Source organism: Telmatospirillum siberiense (assembly GCF_002845745.1).
In the GTDB taxonomy this organism is placed as follows: domain Bacteria; phylum Pseudomonadota; class Alphaproteobacteria; order Rhodospirillales; family Magnetospirillaceae; genus Telmatospirillum; species Telmatospirillum siberiense.
The window spans coordinates 64,540-86,491 of record NZ_PIUM01000006.1; the positions used below are offsets into that span (position 1 = coordinate 64,540).

Here is a 21,952-nt window from a genome sequence, read left to right on the forward strand (position 1 = left end):
GCGGCGCATGAGCCGGCCGAAGCCGGAGGCGCAGGCATCATATAAACCCTTAGGCTCTGGAGCGATTGTTTCGGCCCAGAGCCTAAGGGCCTCAGGGCAAGGAGACGTGCCCTACCCGATAAGTCTGGTGGTCTTGACTCCGATGTTCCTGTCCTTCCGGCAAGGCACGCCAAAGCCGAAATCGCACCATCGTCCAGGCCGTGGGGTCGAAGGCCGCGACCGCCGCGAGCGCGCCGGCCCGAACCGCCGTTTGGGCATCGGTGACGGCGTTTCTCTGGAATGACGCCAGATCGGAATAGGGCGGGATCGGCACGATCTCCCGGCTTGCGAACCGTGCTTCGCCAAGCTCGGGGCCGAGTTCGGCGTGCGAAACCACCCATGTCCGGACGACTGGCCAGCCGAAATCCCGGGCCAGCACGGCAAAGCCGGGGCTCGTCAGAAACGCGTTGAGTCCTTCCGGTTCGTTCCAAAGATAGAACGGTGCGTAGAGGTTTTCCGCGCTGGTGAAGCCGTCGTCCCGCTTGCGGGCGGAGAGGTACGCCTTGAAACGCAATCGCGGGAACCTGTCGAGCAGGTGCCCCTTGTCGCGAATGCGCCGCTCGATGATCGCCATGTCGTAGTCGGCCGGCAGCACGAAGCTGTATTGCATGGCGATCATGGGTGATCTCCCGTGGTATCAACCGGCTCGAACCAGGTCACTGCGGTACCATCTTTCACCGGTTGGACGCTGACATAGCTGAAGGGGCTGATCAGGCTCGCGCCGTGCCAATGGCGTTCGCCCGCAGGGAACCAGACACAGTCTCCGGCACGGACTTCGATCACGTCGCCGCCGTCGTGCTGGACGAGACCGACGCCATCCAGCACGAACAGCAGCTGCCCGAGCGGATGGCTGTGCCAATGCGTGGCCACTCCGGGTTCGATGAAGGCGCGCATGGCGGTCATCTCGCCCTCGGTACGGCTCGACAGCAGCATCTGCACGAGGAATGGGCCACTCGCCAAGCCCTCCGGTGCGCGTGCGATGCCGTCTCCGGCACGCTTTATGGTCATGCGCGACGGGCAGGCCGAGCTCATCTCGAAAGGATTGCTCATCGGCCGTTCTCCTCCACCGACACCGCCGCGGAAATGCCGGAGGCGAAGGACCAGTCCTCGAAGGTCGAGTTGGCGATCACCACCATCACATCCTCCGGCCTGATACCCGGCGCTTGGGCAAGGCGTTCGACCAGTCGTCGGTAGAACCCCCGCTTGGCTTCATCCGATCGTGCTTTGCCCGTCGTCACGTGGAAAAGGACGAAATCGTCCGAACGCGGCCCGCCTCGGTAGGTGCGGTCAAAAATCAGCTCTTCGGGCCGGTGTTGATGAATGACGGCGAACCGATCCTTTTCCGGTACCTCGAAACCCTCAACGAGGGCGCGATCGAGACTATCGGAAACGGCGGCGAGATAGTCGGGAGACTTCCCTGCGAGCAGGGATACTCGGGTGAAAGGCATGATGGCCTCCATGAACCTGATTGACACGCCCATGATGGAACGGCACCATTGTCCTGAAAATCAGATTATTCAGGATTATTAGTCCTGATATTTTGGATAATTGTGATGCGCCTGACCAACCTCGACATGGACGCTCTGCGCAGCTTCGTCACCGGCATGGACGCCGGATCGTTCGCCCGTGCCGCCGATCGGCTGGGCCGCTCCACCTCGGCGGTGAGCGCGCAACTCAAGAAGCTGGAGGAACAGACCGGTGTGGCCTTGGTGCGCAGATTGGGTCGCGGACTGACGCTGACCGATGGTGGAGAAGCGCTGCTGTCCTATGCCCGGCGCCTGCTGGAACTGAACGACGAGGCGGTGAGCGCCTTGCGAGGCGTCGAGCTTGAAGGCTGGATTCGGCTCGGGCTCCAGGAGGATTTCGGCGAAACGGTGCTGCCCCAGGTGCTCGGCCGTTTCGCCCGTGCCCATCCCAAGGTCAGGATCGAGGGGAGGATCGCGCGCAACAGTGAACTCAAAGACAAGATCGCCTCCGGGCATCTCGATCTCGCGCTCGCCTGGGACGGCGGCGGCGCACCCGCTACGGTCGAACGGATCGCGGCCTTGCCGCTATGCTGGCTGGGCGCGGCGGACGGCGATCCGGTATGGCGACGGGAGAGCGGAGAACCGCTGCCGCTCGCCGCGCTTGAGGCGCCATGCCTTCTGCGCACCATCGCTTGCGAACATCTCGACCGGCAAAGCCTTGCCTGGCGTATCGCCTTCGTCAGCCCGAGTCTTGGCGGGCTTTGGGCCGCGACCGCCGCCGGTCTCGGCATCGCGCTGCGAACGCCGGTCGGGCCGCCGCCATCCGTGCGGTTGCTCGATCCGCGATCTTACGGGCTTCCGGAATTGCCGTCGCTCGGTCTTGTGCTCTACCGGGCCGACAAAGATATCGGTCCTACGGCCATGCATCTGGCCGCGATCATCAAGCAGGCACTCCGCGAAACTCTGCGCGGAGAATGGCTGGTACAGGATACTCTCGCTTGAAGGGGGGCAAGACCCCTCCGTCGCCACCTAATTCATGGAGGTCCTGCCAGCGGTCCCGCGCCTGAGAATGCCGGAAAGGAAATCGGCGGGGCAATCGAGTCTCGTGACCTGAAAGCCGGTTTGGGTTATTCTATTTAAGGTGGAATTTGACCCTCGACTTTGTGGGTGAAGGGAGGGCGAATGACGTCGGTCGTTTTCTTCTCCATGGTGATGGCCCTGCTTCTGGGGAGCGCCAGTTTCAGTCTCGCCTATGTCTTGAAGGTCCGGGAAAGCCGGCGGCGTGTGGTGTTTTTCGCGGCCTGTCTCGTCGGATTCTGGGGAACCTGTGTCGGTCTGCTCGCCGATGGCGTGGCCGATCTGTTCATTGCCGAGCAGGTCGGAATGGAGGAAAGCGTCCGGAACGCCTTCCTGCAGCATTGGCTGAAGACGGGGCATTCTCTGGTCGCCGCCGAAGAGGGGGGGATTCCTCGCGGCGCCCCCCGGTTATGCACCGCCCGCGAACTGGCTTCGCCGGTGGCTGCCGGTGAGTGCAGTGTGGCGCTCGGTGTCAACAGCACATCGGTATGCCGTCAATGGGTGCTGTACGTGCCCTTTTTCCTTCCCTACCTGAAACCTTGTCCGGCCTTGCGCACCAGTACCGAAATCCTGGACGACGCCGTTGCCCGGGAAGCGCTGGTCGATGCGATCAACCAGCCCTGCATCTATCTGCCGGCCGGGCTCGACTATTTCAGCAGGAATATCCGCAAGGCTCTGGGCTGCGGGCAATCCCAGCCGGAGGAGAAGGTCTTGCTGATCGTCGATCAACTGGGCGGAGCCAAGACCATGATCCTGCATCGCGGCAACGCCCGATTGCCGTGAAGATTTTTTCGTCGCGACGCCACCGGGACATGTCATCTGAAATGACATGTCCCGGCAGGATCCATGCGGTGCCATCTCCGGTGTCGGCCGAGGTCAGGTCCTGTCGCTCAAACGCTAACGAGCGCGATTCAATCTGATAGGGTCCGTGGACATTCAGATGAGCTCCTCTCCCGCCTCTGGCGGGAGAGGAGAAAATGTATGTTCTCGGATGCTAGAAGGCGTACTGAACGCTGACCTGCAAGCGGTTGGCATCCCCCTTGTTGCTGAGGGCCGCCGTGGGGATCGTATAGTTCTCCACGTGGGCGTAGGTGTATTCCAGGCCGATGTAGGACGCCGGATTGCGGAACGGGCTCCACAAAAGGTTGGCGACAAATCCGTCCAGATTCTTGAGCGACGAGGTCGGCAGCAATCCGTGATAATTGCTGACGTGGGAGTGTCCATAGATGAACGAACTGCGCCATTGGTCGGCCCAGTAGATCTTCGGTCCGCCGCCCGCGCCCCAGGCGAACAGGGATTCGAGGGATTTGTTCTTCTGGTCGACCACCGCGCCATATTCGTAATTGGTCGACGTCGTCGGCGCCATATAGCGGCCGATTCCGTTGCCGCCCAGCACCTGGAACTGAACGCCGCTCTTTGCGCCTTCGACCGGCCGCACCAGGCCGCCGAACAGGGCGCCGTATCCAAAGGCGTCGGCGCGACCGTTGAAGGAGCCGACCACGGTTCCACCGCCGGCGCTCGCGGTCTGCCAACGTCCGACCGCCGAGGTGGTCAACTGACCCCAGTCGGCTTTGTATTCGTATTTCACCACCACGTCGGGCGCCACATCGATGCTATTGGTGCTGGGGACGCTGGCACCCGTGGCGAACTGAGCCTGATTGGCGCCCTGGAAGTCGCCGTCGGGGCTTTCGACGGCCAGATAAAGCTTGCCCGGCCCGGCCTTTTTCGAATAGCGGACCATGGGTTGGCGGATGCCGTTGTTGAAGCCGGGCGGGCCGCCGATATCCAGGGTTTCCGGACTGGAGGCCATATCCATGAAGGTCGACCAGGTTTGCCCGACCAGGACGTCGCTGGCCTCGACATAGGCTTGGCGGATGCGGAAATAGGCCGAATTGGTGTCCCTGCGGTTGGGGCCGACGACGGTGCCCTGATAGGAGCCGCCGCCGCCGTAGAAGTCGCTTTCGAAGAAGGCCTTGACCGGCCCCAGGACTTCGCTCGGCGTATAGGTTTCCAGTGACAGTCTGGATTGCCGCGCGGTGAACTGCACCTGTCCGCCGCGATGCGACGTCGATGAGCCCTTGAAACCGATGCCGTTCCAGTCGGTGGCAGAGCCGCCCAGGCTGTTCGACAGGTCGTCGGCGATATCGATCTTCACGGCGCCGCCCAGCTTGATCGACGTCTCGGTTCCCGGGATTTTGAAGGAGCCGGGAATGTCACCGGCGAACGATGTCTTCTGGACGGCTTCCGCCTTGGCGACGGCGGCCTTGACTTCCGCCGAGGCTGTTGCCTGATCGTTGGCGGCCTTCTTTTCGATCGCCTCGATCCTGCCGACGGCGGCCCGGGCGGCGGCGTTTGCTTCAGACTGCTCGACGAGTTCCTTTCTCAGTTGGCGTTGGGTGTTCTGCATTTCCTGAATATGCGCTTCCAGCGCATCGATCTTCTTCAGCAAATCGGCTTCACTCGCCATTGCCGGCAAGGAAAGGATGCACGTGATTGCGGTGCTTCCAATTAATAATGTTTTTAGTTTATGCATGTGAGGCATTGCTCCCTGACGTATACCTCAAATCACCTTCTAATGACTTGAGTGTTATTGTCTGAGAACGATGACATGTATGTCTATATTGTAAAATATAGTATTTTCCGATTACTTCATCGGAGTTATCGATGTTCTTTTTCTTTGAAGAACTCCAGGCAAAAATTAATAAAGGCCCGGCCTCGACGGGGGAGGTGAATATTGCTGGGCCAGCCGAGAATCGCCGCGATCGGAGGGACCGGATTGGCGATCGGCCTGATGACCAGGGGGAGTCCCTCGTAGGTGCAACAGTGCTTCGGTCGTTGAATGAGCACGGCATAGCCGTGGTTGCGGGCGACGAGGGCGCGGATCATTTCGAAATTGGTCGAGCGATGGGCGATTTGCGGTTTCATGCCCAGGGTGGAAAAGACGTGATCGTTGCGTCCCGGCAATCCGTCGAGTTGGATGTAGGGGTCGTCCACCAGAAGCGATAGATCGACCGGATCGGTCGAATTCGCCAGGCGGTGCTGAGGGGAGAGAAGAACGTATGCTTCCGAATAATAAAGATGCTGCCGTTCGAAATCCGGTCCGACATCGATGTCGTAGAGGATCGACATGTCGATGGTTCCCGCCAGCATCGAATGTTCGAGGTTGCGCTGTGTATCTTCGACGAAGCGAACCTTCACATTGGGATGCCGGGCGGTAAATTCCGTCAGCAAAGCGGGGGCCAGGATCGGCAGGAAGGTGTGGAAGCAGCCGATGGTCAACTCGCCGCTCAAATGCGTGCCGGATCCCCGCGTCAGGGCCTGGAATTCCTCGACTTGACGGACGAGCTGCCTGGCTTCCGGCAGGATCTGCTGGCCGGCGCAGGTGATCGTCACGCCCTTCGCCTTTTGGCGAATGAACAGGTTGATGCCGAGATCCTTTTCAAGATCGCTCAGCGCTTCCGACAATCCAGCTTGCGAAAGACCGAGCCGTTGGGCGGCGGCGCTTACGCTGCCCGCGTCGGCGGTCGCCACGAAGCAGGCGATCTTTCTCAAGGACAATCGAGGTAGCAGGACTCTGGGTTCCATGGATGCGCTCCATGACCGACGAGATTTCGGCACCGCGGCGGAAAGCGGCGGTGCAGCGTCAGACGGGTTTCTTTCAAATGCATCCTCAGAAAATCCAAGGATGCGTGTCGGCAGCCGATCGGATCGTCAGATGGCCGGGGCACGATGGAAGAGGCCGTACCTTTTAAGGGGCATCAGTTTTCGTATGGTGTCTCCGCAAATTATAACAGGGCGGAGCAGAATAACGAAAATTTCTCGTATTGGCACGTTCATCTAATGATTTTCTATTATTAGATGAAATCGCGAGAATCGCTGTCTTGGACATAGTTTCCCACCCCCCTGTTTCTATTTCGTCACGCCTCTTCCCCAAGCGGCCCGACGAATAGCCATAATTATTATATGTGTATAATGGCATGAACGATTTTGGGACGAAACCAGGTATTTTCCGATTGATTCATCGGAAACCCCGATGGGGCAGCCTTCCTGTCATGATTTGATCGATCGAAAGGAAGCGCCGCCGCCCCTCCGACATGAGGGGGCCCCTCCTATTTCGGAAATCGGCAAGGCCTTCATCGGGAATACCGATCACTTCGCCGGAAAATACACAATTTTCGAATGGCTATTCTCGTGCCAGGGTGAAGGTAGAGAAAAGCGAGGTCATGCGCGTGGCTGATTATTCGAATACTCAAAACATATAATTATTTAAAACAGCAGATCGGGCGTCGATATCTTTTTTAAATATAGATTGCTTGTCTGTTTTTTATTTGTGGCCGGGGGTGGCCTGGCGCACTCGGGCCCTTCGAGGGCGCTGATGGAGCCATTTCCTCCGAGAACGGAACGCGGGCCGGGTGTTCATCAGAAATGGAGAGGCGTCTTATGAGCGACGATATGAAAAAAACGAGCAGAAGAGGGTTTTTGGCGGCGGCGGGAAAGGTGGTCGCCGGTGGCGCCGCGGTCGGCGGTTTGGCGGCTTCCGCGGTTGCCAAAGAAGCCCCGCTGTCTTGTTGGAACGCGACGTCTTCCCAGAAATGGGACGAGACTTACGACGTGGTGGTCATCGGCAGCGGCTTCGCCGGTTTGGCCGCGGCCTACGAGGCGAAGAACGCCGGGTCCTCGGTGGTCATTCTCGAGAAGATGCGGACCCCGGGCGGCAATTCGATCATCAATGGCGGCGGCTTCGCCGCTGCCGGCTCGCCGCTTCAGCAGGCGCAGGGGTTGACCGATTCGCCGGAATTGCTGGCCACCGACATGGTGCGCGAAGGGCTGGGCCTCAACCATCCGGAACTGGTCAAGATCGTCGCGGAACAATCATGGCCGGTCGTGAAATGGACTATCGACGAATTCGGTGTCCAATATACCGACCACCTCATGCAGGAAGGCGGACATTCGGTTCCCCGTACCTACATGACCCCGTCGGAAAGCGGCGCCGATGTCATCAAGGCGATGTTGGCGAAGCTCGACGGCATCGGCGTGCCCGTCCGCACGCGGGTCTATGTGCAGAAGATCCTGCGCGACGGCGTGGACGGCCGGGTCAAGGGGCTTGAAGTGCGGACGGGATATTCGTTCCCCAACGCGAACAGCGGCAAGGTCGTGACCATCCGGGCGAGAAAGGCGGTTGTCCTAGCGCATGGAGGCTTCGGCCAGGATGTGCCTTTCCGTCTGATGCAGGATCCGAAACTGACCGGCAGCATGGATTGCACCAACCATCCCGGCGCCACCTCGGAATTGCTGCGCGAGGCGCTGCGGATCGGGGCCACGCCGATCCAGTTGAGCTGGATTCAAGTGGGCCCCTGGGGCAGCCCCGACGAAAAGGGCTTTGGCCTGGGACCGCATTTCGCCCAGGAAGGTGCCGCGATGTTCGGCGTTTGGGTCAATACCACGACGGGCAAGCGGTTCATCAGCGAGTTGGCCAACCGCAAGCTCCGGGCCGACATCATCATGAGCTTCATCAACAAGGGGCAGAATTGCATCGCCATCGCCGACGCCAATCTGCAGGGCGGCGTGAAGAACCTGCTGCCGGCCTTGATCGAGCGCGGGGTGGTCCGTCAATTCAACACCTGGGATGAAATCGCCCAGGCCTACAGCATCCCAGCCGATGCGCTCAAGAAAACCATCGAGGACTACAACCGCTACCTTGCCCAGGGAAAGGACGAGGAATTCAACCGTTACCTCAACAAGGAAGCCAAACCGCTCGGCACGGCCCCGCTTTATGTGCAGCGCCTGCTGCCGAAGGTTCACTACACCATGGGCGGCGTCAATGTGAACGCCCTGTCGCAGGTCACCGATATCGCCAGCGACCAGCCCATCCCTGGCTTTTATGCGGCGGGTGAGTCGGTCGGCGGCGTCCATGGCGCCGTTCGATTGGGCACGGTCTCCGGACCGACCTGCCTTGTTTTTGGCCGTATCGCCGGCCGGAACGCGGCGGCCGAGAAACCCTGGTCCTGACCATTCGGAAGGCTGATGCCGGGTGATGAAAGTCCCCCGGCGGTTCCGTTTCCGAAAGGAAGGCAGGGGGTGTCTCTGCCTTCCGGGACCGGCCCCCATTCTGCGCGAGAAATTCAATGAACGAGATTGTTTCCAAGAGCCGGAGCCGCTGGCTCGCCGGTTTTGCGGCCATCCTGCTGGCGGGGCTCATCGGTGTCCTGGCCGCGTCCCCGGCCTCGGCCCAAAACGCCGCCGCGCCGAAGCAGCTCCCCGGAGCGGCGGCGGCCGACTGTCAGGCCTGCCATGGCGCGACCAATCCATTACCGGCCAGGCACAAATCGACGACCGGTCAGAAAATGGCCGATTGCCTGAAGTGTCATGAACAGAAGACTCCGGAAAGTCTGAGCGGAAAGCTTCCGTTGTCGCACATTCATCAATTGAATGGCGTGACCTGCGCGAAGTGCCACGCCGATCCGAAAAAGCCGGAAGAGGTCAGCGCGAAGAAATGTCTGACATGCCATGACGGCGAAACGGTTTCAGCGGCCACGGCTCAGCTCAAGCCGACGAATCCCCATAATTCGCCGCACTATGGCAAGAACAGCGATTGCAATATCTGCCATCACGAGCATGAAAAGTCGGAAAATTACTGCAGCCAATGCCACAAATTCGAATTCAAGGTGCCGTGACGAACCACGCTCAATCCACGGCCAGCGGTTCGTAATAGGCCGGCGGAAACCCGGCCCGGTCGCAGGCGGCACGGTTGAAGGGGGCCTTCAGGCCCTTGGTGAAATGGGCTCCGGCGATGGCCTGGTAATGACGGGCCGGATCCAATCCGGTGGTTTCGCACAGGTGGCGGAACCACCGGACGCCCGCTTCCACGTGGGATATCTCGTCTTCCAGGATCTTTTCCAGCACGGAGACGATGGCCGTCTCCCCCGCCGCGGCGAGACGGGCGATGGTGGCCGGCGCCGTGTCCAGCGCCCTGGCCTCCAATGTCATCGGAACGATCGCCAGCCGGGCGAGCAGATCATCGGATGTCTTTTGCGCCGCCTCCCAGAGGCCGTCATGGGCGGGCAGGGCTCCATAGGCGGACCCCAATTCACCAAGAAGCTCGTCGAGGGCGGTGAAATGCCTTGCTTCTTCCTGGGCGACGACGACCCAGTCGTCAAGGAACGCCCTGGGAAGATCGGGGGTGGCGAAACGGGCGATGATATCCCAAGCCAAGTCGATGGCGTTCAGTTCGATATGGGCCAGGGCATGCAGCATGGCGATCCTGCCCCCGGCGCCGCCCAGACGCCGCTTGGGCATGCGGTTCGGCGGCAGGGTCTGCGGCCGGGCCGGCCGGGCGGGCCGATCGGGTGGACGAACGGCTCCCAAGGATCGGATCGTCTCCGCCCGCCATGCCGTCGCCGCCATTTCCGTCAGTTCGACTTTTCCCGCCGGTTCCGCCGTGGCCAGCACGGCCACGGCGGCTTCGGCAAGGCTCGTCCAGGTCACAGTGCCTTGGCTTCGGCCAGCACCTGCTCGGCATGTCCGTCGACCTTGACCTTGCGCCAGATCTTGCGCACCACGCCTTTTTCATCGATCAGGAAGGTGGAACGCTCGATGCCCATGTATTTCTTGCCGTAGTTTGTTTTTTCGACCCAGACGCCGAAGTCCTCGCAGACCTTGCCTTCGGTGTCGGAAACCAGGGTGAAGGCCAGGCTGTATTTGGTCTTGAATTTGTCGTGGCTCTTCTGGTCGTCCTTGGAGATGCCGACGACAACGGCGTTGGCGCCGGAGAAATCGGGTTGCGCCGATTGAAAGGCGCAGGCCTCCTTGGTGCAGCCCGGCGTATCGTCCTTCGGATAGAAATAAAGAATGACCTTCCGGCCCCGCAGAGCCGACAAGGCGAGGCTGCCGCCGCCGTCGGTGGGTAGGGTGAAATCCGGGGCGTTGGAACCGACGTCGATGGTCATTTTATGAAGACTCCTTGTCCTTCAGGTCCGCATTCTCCCCCAGGGCCGTGCGCAAGGCCCCGACGGGAGTATCGATCAGTTGTTCGTAAAGGCCCATAACCTGCCGGGCCCGCTCGTCCATGAGAACGCGCAGACCCTCGAAATGGGTGCTCCCGGTCGCCCGTACCAGTACTTCCTTCAAACGACCCGGGGCCTTTTCCTCGTCGAAACGACCTTCGATGCTTTGGCGCAGGACTTGCTGGATGGCCGACCACAGACGGAGCGCGTCGCGCAGCAGCTCGCCCTGGTCCCGGGGCAGGAGATTTAAGCGCAACGCTTCGGCCAGCACGTCGTCCGTGTTGGTGCGGATCAGGGAGGGATGATCGGCGCCCCAGCGCAGTTGAAGATATTGGGCGATGAATTCGATATCGACCAGGCCGCCCCGCAGATGTTTGACCTCCCAGGGCGAATCCGCCTTGTGTTCGCGGGCGATCCGCAGGCGCATATCCGCCACATCGACCAGCAGCTTGACCGGATCTCGGCGGCTTTCCAGCGTCTGGCGGATGACCTCCTCGATGGCGCCGCGCAGGGAATCGTTGCCCGTGATCACCCGTGCGCGGGTCAGTGCCAGATGCTCCCACGTCCAGGCCATGTTGGCGTGGTATTGGGCGAAGGCGGAGAGGCTGGTGGCGATGGGGCCGGCGTTGCCGGAGGGACGCAGCCGCATATCGACTTCGTACAGGGCGCCTTCACCGGTCTTGGCGGTCAGCGCGTTGATGATCCGCTGGGTCAGGCGGGCGTAATAGGCGCTGGGCGTGAGTTGCTTGACGCCGTCCGACTGGTCCAGATCGTCTTCCATGTCATAGACCAGGATCAGATCGAGATCCGATGTCGCGGTCATTTCCCGGCTGCCCATCTTGCCCATGGCGACGATGGCCATGCCGCGGCCGGGGACGCGGCCGTATTGCAGGGCGAATTCCGCTTCGACGCGGGGCTGTATGGTGGCCAGGGCGGCGTCCGCCAGATCGGACAGATGGCGTCCGGCCTGCTGGGGATCGAGGAGATTGCGCAGGGTCTGGACGCCGATGCGGAATTTCTGCTCGTTGACCCAGCGCCGCGCCACGTCGAGCATTTCCTGATAGTCCGCAGACTGGTCGAAAACCCGGGACGCCTCCTCGACGAGGATCGCGCGGGGCGGAGGCGCATCGAAGAAGCCGCTGGTGAGCACGCTGTCGAGCAGGGTGGTGTTGGCCGACAGCCATTCGGCCAGGCGAGGCGCATCGCCCATGATCTCGGCCACCAGATCGAGCAGGCTGGGATTGGCGGAGAACAGGGCGAAGAGGGGCACCCCGGCGGGCAGGCGCGACAGGAAGCCGTCGAAGCGGTGAAAGGCGGCGTCCGGGTCCGCCGTGCGGGCGAGCGCCGCCAGCAGGGCCGGCGTCAGTTCGGTCAGCATTTCACGCGCCCGGGTGCTGCGGGTCGCCCGCACCCGTCCATGATGCCAGCCCCGGATGACGGAACAGATCGCTTCCGACTGGGTGAAGCCGAGGCCGGTGATGGTTTTCAGCGTTTCCGGATCGCTTTCCCCACCGGTGAAGACCAGATTGCCCTCGGCTGACAAGGGCGGCGCGTCCTCGAACAGGTGGGCATAATGGCTTTCCACCGTGCGCAAGGTTCCGGTCAGTGCCTCGGCGAAGCCCTCAAATCCGCCAAAACCCAGGAAAACACCGAGAGCCCGCAGTTTTTCGCGATCTTCCGGCAGGGTTTGGGTCTGCTGATCGTCGATCATCTGCAGCCGGTGTTCCAATCGGCGCAGAAATCCGTAGGCTTCGATCAGTTCACCGGCGGCGGCCGGGTCGACATGGCCAGCCGCGGCGAGAGCGGTGAGCGCGTCGGTGGTTTTGGGCGTCCTGAGGTCGGATTGGCGGCCACCCCAAATCAATTGCTGGGTTTGCGCGAAGAATTCGATTTCACGGATCCCGCCGCGGCCCAGTTTGATGTTATGGCCGGCCACGGCGATTCGTCCGCCGCCTTTGTGGGCGTTGATCTGCCGTTTGATCGAATGGATGTCCTGGATGGCGGCGAAATCGAGATGTCGGCGCCAGATGAACGGGCGAAGGAATTTGACGAATTCGCGGCCCATCTCCAGGTCGCCGGCGACGGGCCGGGCCTTGATCATCGCCGCCCGCTCCCAGTTCTGGCCGAATCCCTCGTAGTAGGTTTCCGCGGCCTCCAAGGAAATGGCAAGCGGGGTCGATCCGGGATCGGGGCGCAGACGCAGATCCGTACGGAAGACGTAGCCCTCGCCGGTGAGTTCCTCCATCAGGCGGACCAGATCCCGCGACAGCCTTACGAAGAACTCCTGCACCGTGCGGCGGCCCTGGTAGGCGACCTTGCCTTCCTCGTAGAGGATGATCAGATCGACGTCGCTCGAATAATTGAGCTCGCCCGCTCCCAGCTTCCCCATGCCCAGGATCACCAGTCCGCAGTCCCGGTCGGGCGCGTCCGGATGGGGCAGGACGATTTCGCCGGCGCCATGGGCCCGGCCCAGCAGATGGCGGGTGGCATGGGACAGGGTGGCGTCGGCCAACCGGGTCAGGGCGCCGGTGATGGCCTCCAGCGGCCATAGCTCGCAGATGTCGGCGAGCCCGATGATCAGTGCCGCGCGCCGTTTGGCGATACGCAGGCGATCCATTACCGCTGGCGTATCCTCCGCGCCTTCGTTGTCCGCCGTCAAGGTGCCGAGAACGGCTTCGAACGTGGGATCCGGCCCGTCGGACAGGAAACGGCGCAGGACATCCGGTTCCCGGATCAGGCTTTGGGTGAGGTAGGGACTGTTGCCGAAAACGGCATCCAGCAGGCGCCGCCGGGCCGGATCGTCGGCGAGGTTTCTGGCGAAGGCGACGAGCGCCGCGTCCTCCCATTGGGCGGCGTCTTCCAGCCAACGTTCCCGGTTGCGTTCAGCCATCGCTGGATCGGCGGGATCGGGCAGGCGCTCTGATTTGATGATGAAAGGCAACGGGCGTCATCCAAACATTGTATTTTTTCCCAGACTGGTGCAAAGCTCGGCCAAACGTCAAGCTTACTCCGGGGAGGTCGCGAAGGGTGGTGCACGGCACCGTTAGAAGTCTATTCCAGCTTCTCGGCGCCGTCGGTGCGTCCGTCGTGGTCTTCGTGGCCTGGTTCGGTTACCGGCTGTCCGAAGCTCCCCTCAATCTCTCGCTTCTCACACCTTATATCGAGGATGCGTTGAGCGCCCCCGACGGCGGTTTCGCCGTCAAGCTGGAAAAGACCGTCCTTGCCTGGAACAAGGAGACGCGGACCATCGAGATCCGCGCCGTGAACGTGCGCGCCATCTCGGGAGAGCGGGAAGTGATCGCCGCCGTCCCGGAATTGCAGGTCTCGCTCTCCGGCCCTTCGCTGATGCGCGGCCAGATCGCGCCGCGCTGGGTGCGCCTGCGCCATCCCGTCATCCGCCTGCGGCGCGACGCACAGGGGCAGATTCAGTTCGGCATGGGCGATGACGAGGAGACCGGCACCAAATCGTCTCCGGCGATCCTCGAAGCCTTCCATGTCCTGCTGGAGCCGCCGGGCGGCAGCGATCCCGGCGGGCAGCTTCAACGAATCGAAGTCGTTGACGGCGACCTTGCCGTCGATGACGAGATTCTCGGAGTCCGCTGGCATGCGCCGCGGGCCGATCTGCGCTTCAACCGCGACCAGCGGGGTATCGCGGGCCATGCCCGGATCGATCTGCAATTGGCCGGTGACCAGGCGAGGTTCGACGCCGACGGTTTTTTCAACGCAACCGATCAGGCCGTCGACGCCACCTTGTCCTTCGGCGGCATCCGGCCCTCCCTGCTGGCGTCTCTGGCGCCCGCCCTCCAGCCGATTGCCGGTTTGCACCTGCCCACCGGCGGCACGGTCGCCTTGCGGTACTCCATCGATCAGGGTTTGCGCGACATCCGCTTCGATCTGGTCGGCGGCGAGGGGGTGATCGACGCTTCCTCCCAGTTGGGGGTTTCCTGGCCGGTCCAATCCGTCGCCTTCAAGGGAGCCCTGGTCGACGGCTTGAATTCCCTGGTGCTGGACGAACTGCGGGTCGACATGGGCGGGCCGCTGATCAGTTTGACCGGCCGGGTCGACGATATCGGGGGCGCCAGCCGCGTCGAGGCGCAGGCGCATGTCGACGACATGCCGCTCGACACGCTGAAGGGCGCCTGGCCGCCTGTGGTCGCGCCCAATCCCCGCACTTGGATCCTGGCCAATCTGTCGCGGGGCCGTGTCCGTGTCGCCTCCGCCAATCTGAGCGCCCACCGCCTGGCCGGCCAAAGTTTCGATGATCTCAGCATCGATCGTCTGGACGGTGAAGTGGTGCCCGAAGGGGTGACGGTGCAGTACCTGCATCCCATGCCGCCGATCGCCAACGTCAACGCCCATGCCACTTTCAACGCCGATACCTTCACCATCGACGTCAAAAGCGGTGAGGTGTTCGGCCTCAAGGTGCCGGAGGGCAAGGTCATCCTGGGAGGGCTGTCGGCCCCGGACCAGTTCGCCGATATCTCGCTCAAGGTGACCGGGCCGGTGGAGGACGCGCTGCGCCTGATCGATAGCAAGCCGCTGTCCTGGGCTCAGGCGCTGGGCGTCCAGCCCACCAAAGTGAAAGGCGACGCGATGACGTCGCTGGCTCTTAAATTTCCTCTGCTGGAGAAGCTGACCTTCGATCAGATGAAGGTGAGGGCGCAGGCGCAGACCAGCCATTTCGGCCTGCCCGACGTCGCCCTCGGCCTCGACCTCAGCGAGGGGGCGCTTTCTCTCGACATCGATCCCAAGGGGATGGACGTTTCCGGCAAGGCCCTGCTGGGCGGAATGCCCGCCGATATCCGGTGGCGGGAAAATTTCAGCAGGGGCTCGCCTTTCCGCAGCCGCTATCAGGTCTCGGCGGTGCTTGGGGACGCCGAGCGGCGCCTCGTCGGGTTGGACGCCGATCCGTTCCAGCCGCCCTTCCTGGCCGGACCGGTGCCGGTGGACCTCACCGCGATCATGTACGAATCGGGGCGCGGCGACATCGAGGTGCAGGCCAACCTGACCGAAGCGACCATGCAATTGACGGGATTGAACTGGGAAAAGAAGGCTTTTGTCGGGGGGCACGCATCGGCGCAATTGCGCCTGACCGATGGTCTCTTGAGCGACATGCCGCATTTTTCTCTGGGCAGTTCCAACGGCCTCGACGTGTCCGGGCAGGGTAGTTTCGAAAAGGGGCAGTTGCGCAAGATTTTCCTCGACAAGGTGAAATTCGCGCGCACCGATGTGCAGGCGACGGTGACGCTGCGCCAGGGCGAAGGTCCCGCTTTCGACCTGTCGGGAAACAGTTTCGACGCGCGGGAGATCGTGTCTGGCGATCCGTCCGACCATCAGACCGACAAGAAAGTGACGACCCCCAAGCAGCATCGCGAGCAGCCCCTGCGGGAAGACCAGTTGCCGTTGGCCATTCAGGCCAAGTTCGCCCAGGTGTGGGTCTCCGACGAGGGGGTGCTCAGGAACGTTTCGGCCGCGATGACGCGCGACCGCCGCGACTGGCGCCGGATTCGCATCGATGGCACGGTTGGGGGCGGACAGCCCCTGCACGTGGAAATCCAGCCGGCCGGCGCCAATCGCCGCTCGCTCAAGATGACCAGCGGCGATGCCGGGGCGGTGTTCAAGAATTTCGACATCTTCGATAATATGCTGGGCGGGCAACTGTTGGTCGAAGGGTCCTACGACGATGCCGATCCCCGCCAGCCTCTCAAAGGGGTGTTGACGGTCAGCGATTTCCAACTGGTCAAGGCCCCGGCCCTGGCCAGGCTGCTGACCGTGGCGGCGCTGACGGGAATCGTCGATCTGCTGCAGGGAAGCGGCATCCCTTTTTCCACGCTGGATTTACCCTTTACCCTCACCGACGGGGTTCTGGCCCTGCATGACGCCCGCGCCGCCGGGACGGCCCTCGGACTGACCGTCAAGGGTCAGGTCGATCTCGACGCCGATATGATGGCCCTCGAGGGCACCGTGGTGCCGATCTACGCGCTCAACAGCGCGTTGGGCAATATCCCCGTGCTGGGGTCGCTGTTCTCGGGCGAGAAGGGGGGCGGGGTCTTCGCGATGAATTATTCGATGAACGGTCCGTCCAAGGATCCCACCGTCGTCGTCAATCCCCTGTCCGCCCTGACGCCGGGGATGCTGCGCAAGCTGTTCGACATCTTCGACAACGGCAGCGAGACGGAAGTCCGTCCCAAGGACAAATAGGCGCTTAAGCCGGCCCCGGCCCTGCGACCCGCTCGTTCCCCGTCAATGCCAATTATTTGAAATATTAAGATTTTATCTTGGCTTTGCGGCGTCTTGCAGGGGCAAGCTGACCGGACGGCGCGGGAGCGTCCGCGGTTGAATGACAAGGAGGTGCCGTTATGGTGGAAAAGCCGATCGTCGCGGGAAAGGGGCCCATCGTCATGGAGCTCACCGCCGGGGAAACCTATTACTGGTGCCGGTGCGGGCGCAGTAAAACCCAGCCGCTTTGCGACGGCTCCCATGCCGGGACGGGTCTGACGCCGATGGCCTATACGCCCAGTGGCGCGATGAAGGTCCGCTTCTGCGCCTGTAAGCAGACGTCGAAGCCGCCGTTCTGCGACGGCGCGCATCTCGACCTCAAATAGAGTCTTATACCAACTCTCGGTGATCGGCCCCGATCACCGAGCCCTCAATCGCCGGGCGGGTTTCTCCGAAACCCTGGGCTTTCGCTCGCATAAGCTCGCGGGCCCTTAATGGGCCAGACCAAGTCTCGATGAGGCATCCTCATCGAGACTTGGTATTATTCGGCCTTGATCAGGACGTGGCGTTTCTTGCCCGCCGACAGCTTGATTACCCCGTCCTTCAGATGGGGCGTCCCGATCAGGTCGGTTTCACTACCGACGGCGTCGTCGTTGATCTTGGCGCCGCCGCCCTTGATCAGACGCCGGGCTTCGCCGTTCGATGCGGCAAGCCCGGCGCGGGCAAACAGGGCGAAGGCCGGAATGCCCGTCGTCAACTCCGCCGCGGGGATGGCGACCGTCGGCAGGCTGTCGGCCGCGGCGCCTTCCTCGAAGGTGCGTTTCGCGGTTTCCGCGGCCTGGGCGGCGGCGGCGGCGCCATGGGCCAGACGCGTCGCCTCATTGGCCAGGATCTTCTTCGCCTCGTTGATCTCGGCGCCTTCCAGGTCGGCCAACCGGTTGATCTCGTCGATCGGCAGTTCGGTGAACAATTTCAGGAAACGGCCGACGTCGGCGTCCTCGGTATTGCGCCAGAATTGCCAGTAATCCCAGGCCGACAGGCGTTCGGCGTTGAGCCAGACGGCGCCTTGCGCGGTTTTGCCCATCTTGGCGCCCGAGGCCGTGGTCATCAGCGGCACGGTGAGCCCGAACAGATCGCGGGCGTCGACGCGGCGGCCCAATTCCACCCCATTGACGATGTTGCCCCACTGGTCCGAGCCGCCCATCTGCAGGGCGCATCCCAGCCGGCGCGACAGTTCAAGGAAATCGTAAGCCTGCAGGATCATGTAATTGAATTCGAGGAAGCTGAGCGGCTGCTCGCGTTCAAGGCGCAATTTCACCGAATCGAAGCTCATCATGCGATTGACCGAGAAATGCCGGCCGAAATCGCGCAGGAAGGCGATGTAGTTGATCTGGTCGAGCCAATCGGCATTATTGACCATCACGGCATCGGTCGGGCCATCGCCAAAGGTCAGGAACTTGCCGAACACCTGTTTGATACCGGCCATGTTGCGGGCGATATCGTCGTCGGAGAGCAGCTTGCGCGCCTCGTCCTTGCCGGAGGGATCGCCGACCCGGGTCGTGCCGCCGCCCATCAATACGATCGGCTTGTGCCCGCTCTTCTGCAAATGGCGGAGCAGCATGATGGGAAGCAGGCTGCCCACATGCAGGGAATCGGCGGTACAGTCGAAACCGATATAGGCGGTCACCGTTCCCGCGCTCAACCGGCTGTCGAGCCCATCGAGATCGGTGCATTGATTGAAAAATCCGCGCTCGGTGATGGTGTGCAGGAAATCGGAGCGAAGGGTCGTCATGGGAAATCGCCTGAGCTGATATTCGGTTTCCGGGTCTTTGATGCCGGGGTGGCCCGTTTAGCACGATTGCCATTGACGTACAACGGGAGCACCTTTTGTCATGAGAAAACGCATTGATTTTCGCTCCGGAGGTCCGCTCGTTGTCGTCGCTTCTGCTCAGTCTCGGCCTGATGTCCGGCACGTCTCTCGATGGGGTCGATGCCGCTTTGATCCGCACCGACGGCGAGCGTGTCGCTGAGTTCGGCCCCAGCCTGACCCGTCCTTATCCGGCACCCTTGCGCCAACGCTTGCGGGGGATACTGGGGGGCGTCGGTCCGGTGGCCGAGGTCGAGCGGGACGTGACCCTGTTTCATGCCGAGGTCGTCCGGGATCTGCTGGCCGAAAGCGGAACCTCCCGCGCCGAGGTGGCGGTGGTCGGATTCCATGGCCATACCATCCTGCACCGGCCGGAGCAGGGGCGGACCTGGCAGATCGGGGACGGCGCCCTGCTGGCCGAGCGGTTGGAGCTCTCCGTCGTCAACGATTTCCGCTCGGAGGATGTGGCGGCCGGCGGGCAGGGGGCGCCCCTGGTGCCGGTCTACCACGCCGCTCTGGCGGAGGGGTTGGCCCGTCCGCTGGCCGTGCTCAATCTGGGAGGGGTCGGCAATGTGACCTGGATCGGCGTGGATGGCGGCCTGCTGGCTTTCGATACCGGACCGGGCAACGCCTTGATCGACGATTGGGCTTTGCGCCATACCGGGCGGGCGGTGGATGTGGACGGGGCGCTGGCGGCGGATGGAACGGTCGACGAGGAAGCCCTGCGGGCGTTCCGCGCGCATCCCTATTTCACCAGGCTGCCGCCCAAGTCCCTGGACCGCGATGATTTCGCGAAAATCGCCGGAGCCCTGGTCGAGGGTCTGTCGGCAAGCGACGGGGCGGCGACCTTGAGCGCCTTCAGCGTGGCAGCGGTGGAACTGGCCCAGGCGCATTTCCCGGCGCCCCCGGCGACATGGCTGGTCTGCGGCGGCGGCCGGCACAATCCCGTTATCATGGCCGGGTTGCGCCGATGCCTGCCGGCTCCGGTCAAGCCGGTCGATGCGGTCGGCTGGGACGGCGACGCGCTCGAGGCGCAGGCCTTCGCCTTCCTGGCGGTGCGCAGCCTGAAAGGCCTGCCCTTGACCTGGCCGGGCACCACCGGAGCCGCCCGGCCTCTGGGCGGCGGCCGCCTGCACCGGCCGGGTGCGGTTTAACCGGCGGCGGCCAGACTGCGTTCGAGCGAGATGCCGGCCAGATAGTCGTCGAGCGTCACGTTCAATTCATCGAGCTTGGTGCCGAAGGTATGGTTGGCACCCGCGATGGTCCGATAATTGACCGTGATGTTGCGCTGGCTCGACAATTTGGTGGCAAGCTTGGCGACGCTGGCCTCGGGCACCAGATCGTCCTGGGTGCCGTGAACGATCAGGCCGGACGACGGGCAGGGCGCCAGGAAGGTGAAATCGTAGACGTTGGCCGGCGGGGCCACCGAGACGAATCCGTCGATTTCCGGCCGGCGCATCAGCAATTGCATGCCGATCCAGGCGCCGAACGAAAAACCGCCGACCCAGCAGCTCGCGGCGTTGGGGTTGAAGGACTGCATCCAATCCAGGGCGGAGGCGGCGTCGGAAAGTTCGCCCTGACCGTTGTCGAAACGGCCTTGTGACCGACCGACACCTCGGAAATTGAAGCGCAGAGTCGAAAATCCCCGGCGCACGAAGGCATGGTACATGGCATAAACAACCTTGTTGTTCATGGTGCCGCCATGCTGGGGCTGGGGGTGAAGCAGCAGCGCGATGGGCGCATTGGGCTGCTTGCCGTGGTGGTAGCGGCCTTCCAGCCGTCCATCCGGTCCGTTAAAAATGACTTCGGGCATTGTGTTGTGTCGGATCCATCTTTGACCGTCTTGGCCAAACCTGACCAACCCGGTATGAATTAATGTAAAACAAACTGACCTTCGCGCTTGGTCAATCTTGACCAGCATTGTCGGGCATCTTATATTCACCGTCGAGCGCTGGTCACCCGGAGCGGATGCCCCGGAACCCCCTGTGCGTATGCCGCGTACAATAACATATTGATGACTATGGTTTTCAAGAGACTTCGGGAAGAAATTGCATCTATTCGTCTCCGTGATCCCGCGGCGCGCTCGAACCTTGAGATTTTACTCTGCTATCCCGGGTTGCATGCGCTGTTGTTTCATCGCGTGGCGCATTGGTTCTGGAGGCGAGGGCTTCATCTTTTCGGTCGCTTTACCTCCCATGTCGGGAAAATGCTGAGCGGGATCGAGATCCATCCCGGCGCCGAGATCGGCGAGCGGCTTTTCATCGATCACGGGACGGGAGTGGTCATCGGCGAGACGGCCGTTGTCGGCAGCGACGTCACTCTTTATCAGGGGGTGACCCTGGGCGGCACCTCGCTGCACAAGGGCAAGCGCCATCCGACTCTGGCCGACGGCGTGATCGTCGGTTCGGGGGCTCAGGTTCTTGGGCCGATCGTCGTCGGCGAAGGGGCCCGGATCGGCGCCAATGCCGTGGTGTTGAACGACGTGCCGGCGGGAGTGACCATGGTGGGCATTCCGGCGCGGATGGTCGAGCCCCGCGGCAAGGAACACGAGTTTCTGGCATATGGATGCGACGCCGAGCTTCCCGATCCGCTGCTGAGGATCATCGACGGCTTGCATCAGGAAATCGTTGGGCTGCGCAGCCAGATTAACGCCTTGGAGGGTCAGAAGACCAAGCCGGGGCGGAAGTCCGCACCGGCTTTGCCGCCTTCGGAGAAATTGCGCGATACGACCGATTCGCCGCGCAAGAGTGCGCGTAGTTTAACTTGATCTGTGGGAGTGAAATGACGTGAAACTGAGCACCAAAGGACGCTATGCCGTCATGGCAATGGTCGATCTGGCTTGCAACAGCAATGGCAGCCCGGTGGCTCTTGCCGATATCGCCGATCGCCAGGAAATTTCCCTGTCCTACCTGGAACAGCTTTTCGGAAAGCTGCGCAAGGGCGGTCTGGTCAAGAGCGTGCGCGGACCCGGCGGCGGTTACCTGCTGGCTCGTCCGGCCCCGCAGACCCGCGTGTCGGACATCATCCTGGCCGTCGACGAGCCGATCCAGACGACCCGCTGCACCCCCGGTTCGCCGGCCGGTTGCCACAACCACAAGGGCCGCTGCCTCACTCATGATCTGTGGGAGGAACTGGGTAACCAGATCTATCTCTATCTGAGTTCGGTCTCCCTGGGCGATGTGGTCGACCGCCGCCTTCTGGGCAGCAGCGGCGTATTCCACGGGACGCCGGCCGCCGGCGGCAGCATCGCCGCGGCGCAGTAAGCCCCCCGCGGGGACTTG

At 62.4% G+C, this 21,952-nt stretch carries 19 protein-coding genes; 9 read left to right on the forward strand and 10 right to left on the reverse strand.

From position 1 onward, the window contains the following. Positions 1-91 precede the first annotated feature (91 nt). The 3 genes from CWS72_RS07735 to CWS72_RS07745 are packed head-to-tail and all read right to left on the reverse strand — an operon-like array spanning position 92 to position 1,487. A complete protein-coding gene (locus CWS72_RS07735; protein WP_101250015.1) occupies positions 92-658 on the reverse strand; it encodes a DUF4865 family protein in 567 nt (188 codons plus the stop codon). Next, the gene (locus CWS72_RS07740; RefSeq protein WP_101250016.1) at positions 655-1,089 is read right to left on the reverse strand and encodes a cupin domain-containing protein; all 435 of its coding nucleotides are present in this window, start codon (positions 1,087-1,089) and stop codon (positions 655-657) included. Before CWS72_RS07740 ends, CWS72_RS07735 begins: the two co-directional genes overlap by 4 nt. Then, positions 1,086-1,487 (reverse strand): tautomerase family protein, encoded by a 402-nt coding sequence (locus tag CWS72_RS07745; protein WP_101250137.1) that lies wholly within the window; start codon positions 1,485-1,487, stop codon positions 1,086-1,088. Before CWS72_RS07745 ends, CWS72_RS07740 begins: the two co-directional genes overlap by 4 nt. 105 nt (positions 1,488-1,592) lie before the next feature. On the opposite strand from CWS72_RS07745, the gene CWS72_RS07750 reads away from it, so the two are divergent. Together CWS72_RS07750 and CWS72_RS07755 are read left to right on the forward strand one after the other, a co-directional pair. After that, entirely contained in the window at positions 1,593-2,507 is a 915-nt protein-coding gene (locus CWS72_RS07750) for a LysR family transcriptional regulator (protein ID WP_101250017.1), read from the forward strand. Between the two features lie 180 nt (positions 2,508-2,687). Beyond that, on the forward strand, positions 2,688-3,365 hold the full coding sequence (locus CWS72_RS07755) for a hypothetical protein (RefSeq protein WP_101250018.1): 678 nt from the start codon (positions 2,688-2,690) through the stop codon (positions 3,363-3,365). A 211-nt stretch (positions 3,366-3,576) separates the two neighbouring features. Here the strand turns inward: CWS72_RS07755 and CWS72_RS07760 are convergent, their stop codons facing one another. Continuing rightward, positions 3,577-5,031, reverse strand: a complete 1,455-nt coding sequence (locus CWS72_RS07760; protein WP_158240548.1) for a DcaP family trimeric outer membrane transporter — start codon at positions 5,029-5,031, stop codon at positions 3,577-3,579. A 209-nt stretch (positions 5,032-5,240) separates the two neighbouring features. Beyond that, the gene (locus tag CWS72_RS07765; protein ID WP_101250020.1) at positions 5,241-6,167 is read right to left on the reverse strand and encodes a LysR substrate-binding domain-containing protein; all 927 of its coding nucleotides are present in this window, start codon (positions 6,165-6,167) and stop codon (positions 5,241-5,243) included. A gap of 855 nt (positions 6,168-7,022) precedes the next feature. Here CWS72_RS07765 and CWS72_RS07770 point away from each other — a divergent pair. Both CWS72_RS07770 and CWS72_RS07775 read left to right on the forward strand, forming a co-directional pair. Continuing rightward, positions 7,023-8,591, forward strand: a complete 1,569-nt coding sequence (locus tag CWS72_RS07770; RefSeq protein ID WP_101250021.1) for a flavocytochrome c — start codon at positions 7,023-7,025, stop codon at positions 8,589-8,591. A gap of 116 nt (positions 8,592-8,707) precedes the next feature. Then, entirely contained in the window at positions 8,708-9,256 is a 549-nt protein-coding gene (locus CWS72_RS07775; RefSeq protein ID WP_101250022.1) for a cytochrome c3 family protein, read from the forward strand. A gap of 10 nt (positions 9,257-9,266) precedes the next feature. Here CWS72_RS07775 and CWS72_RS07780 read toward each other — a convergent pair whose 3' ends face one another. The 3 genes from CWS72_RS07780 to CWS72_RS07790 are packed head-to-tail and all read right to left on the reverse strand — an operon-like array spanning position 9,267 to position 13,526. After that, positions 9,267-10,067 carry a ferritin-like domain-containing protein gene (locus CWS72_RS07780; protein WP_241911631.1) on the reverse strand — a complete coding sequence of 267 codons (801 nt, stop codon included), beginning with the start codon at positions 10,065-10,067 and terminating at the stop codon, positions 9,267-9,269. Next, entirely contained in the window at positions 10,064-10,528 is a 465-nt protein-coding gene (bcp, locus tag CWS72_RS07785; RefSeq protein ID WP_101250023.1) for a thioredoxin-dependent thiol peroxidase, read from the reverse strand. The genes CWS72_RS07780 and bcp overlap by 4 nt, the downstream gene beginning before the upstream one ends. 1 nt (position 10,529) lies before the next feature. Then, positions 10,530-13,526 (reverse strand): bifunctional [glutamine synthetase] adenylyltransferase/[glutamine synthetase]-adenylyl-L-tyrosine phosphorylase, encoded by a 2,997-nt coding sequence (locus tag CWS72_RS07790; RefSeq protein ID WP_241911632.1) that lies wholly within the window; start codon positions 13,524-13,526, stop codon positions 10,530-10,532. Between the two features lie 89 nt (positions 13,527-13,615). Here CWS72_RS07790 and CWS72_RS07795 point away from each other — a divergent pair, with 89 nt between their 5' ends. Further along, a complete protein-coding gene (locus CWS72_RS07795) occupies positions 13,616-16,786 on the forward strand; it encodes a YhdP family protein (protein WP_146002673.1) in 3,171 nt (1,056 codons plus the stop codon). A gap of 158 nt (positions 16,787-16,944) precedes the next feature. Further along, complete coding sequence (locus CWS72_RS07800) at positions 16,945-17,190, forward strand: CDGSH iron-sulfur domain-containing protein (protein WP_199175578.1); 246 nt, start codon at positions 16,945-16,947, stop codon at positions 17,188-17,190. Between the two features lie 155 nt (positions 17,191-17,345). Here the strand turns inward: CWS72_RS07800 and tyrS are convergent, their stop codons facing one another. Beyond that, on the reverse strand, positions 17,346-18,596 hold the full coding sequence (tyrS, locus tag CWS72_RS07805) for a tyrosine--tRNA ligase (RefSeq protein WP_101250025.1): 1,251 nt from the start codon (positions 18,594-18,596) through the stop codon (positions 17,346-17,348). A gap of 170 nt (positions 18,597-18,766) precedes the next feature. Between tyrS and CWS72_RS07810 the strand changes: the two genes are divergently transcribed. Next, on the forward strand, positions 18,767-19,825 hold the full coding sequence (locus tag CWS72_RS07810) for an anhydro-N-acetylmuramic acid kinase (protein ID WP_101250141.1): 1,059 nt from the start codon (positions 18,767-18,769) through the stop codon (positions 19,823-19,825). Here CWS72_RS07810 and CWS72_RS07815 read toward each other — a convergent pair. Next, complete coding sequence (locus tag CWS72_RS07815; RefSeq protein ID WP_101250026.1) at positions 19,822-20,484, reverse strand: alpha/beta hydrolase; 663 nt, start codon at positions 20,482-20,484, stop codon at positions 19,822-19,824. The two genes, CWS72_RS07810 and CWS72_RS07815, sit on opposite strands and share 4 nt — an antisense overlap. A 207-nt stretch (positions 20,485-20,691) precedes the next feature. Here CWS72_RS07815 and cysE point away from each other — a divergent pair, with 207 nt between their 5' ends. Both cysE and CWS72_RS07825 read left to right on the forward strand, forming a co-directional pair. Beyond that, positions 20,692-21,438: a serine O-acetyltransferase gene (gene cysE / locus CWS72_RS07820; protein ID WP_101250027.1), complete on the forward strand. Its 747-nt coding sequence runs from the start codon at positions 20,692-20,694 to the stop codon at positions 21,436-21,438. A 19-nt stretch (positions 21,439-21,457) separates the two neighbouring features. Then, complete coding sequence (locus CWS72_RS07825) at positions 21,458-21,934, forward strand: Rrf2 family transcriptional regulator (protein WP_101250028.1); 477 nt, start codon at positions 21,458-21,460, stop codon at positions 21,932-21,934. Positions 21,935-21,952: the final 18 nt, after the last annotated feature.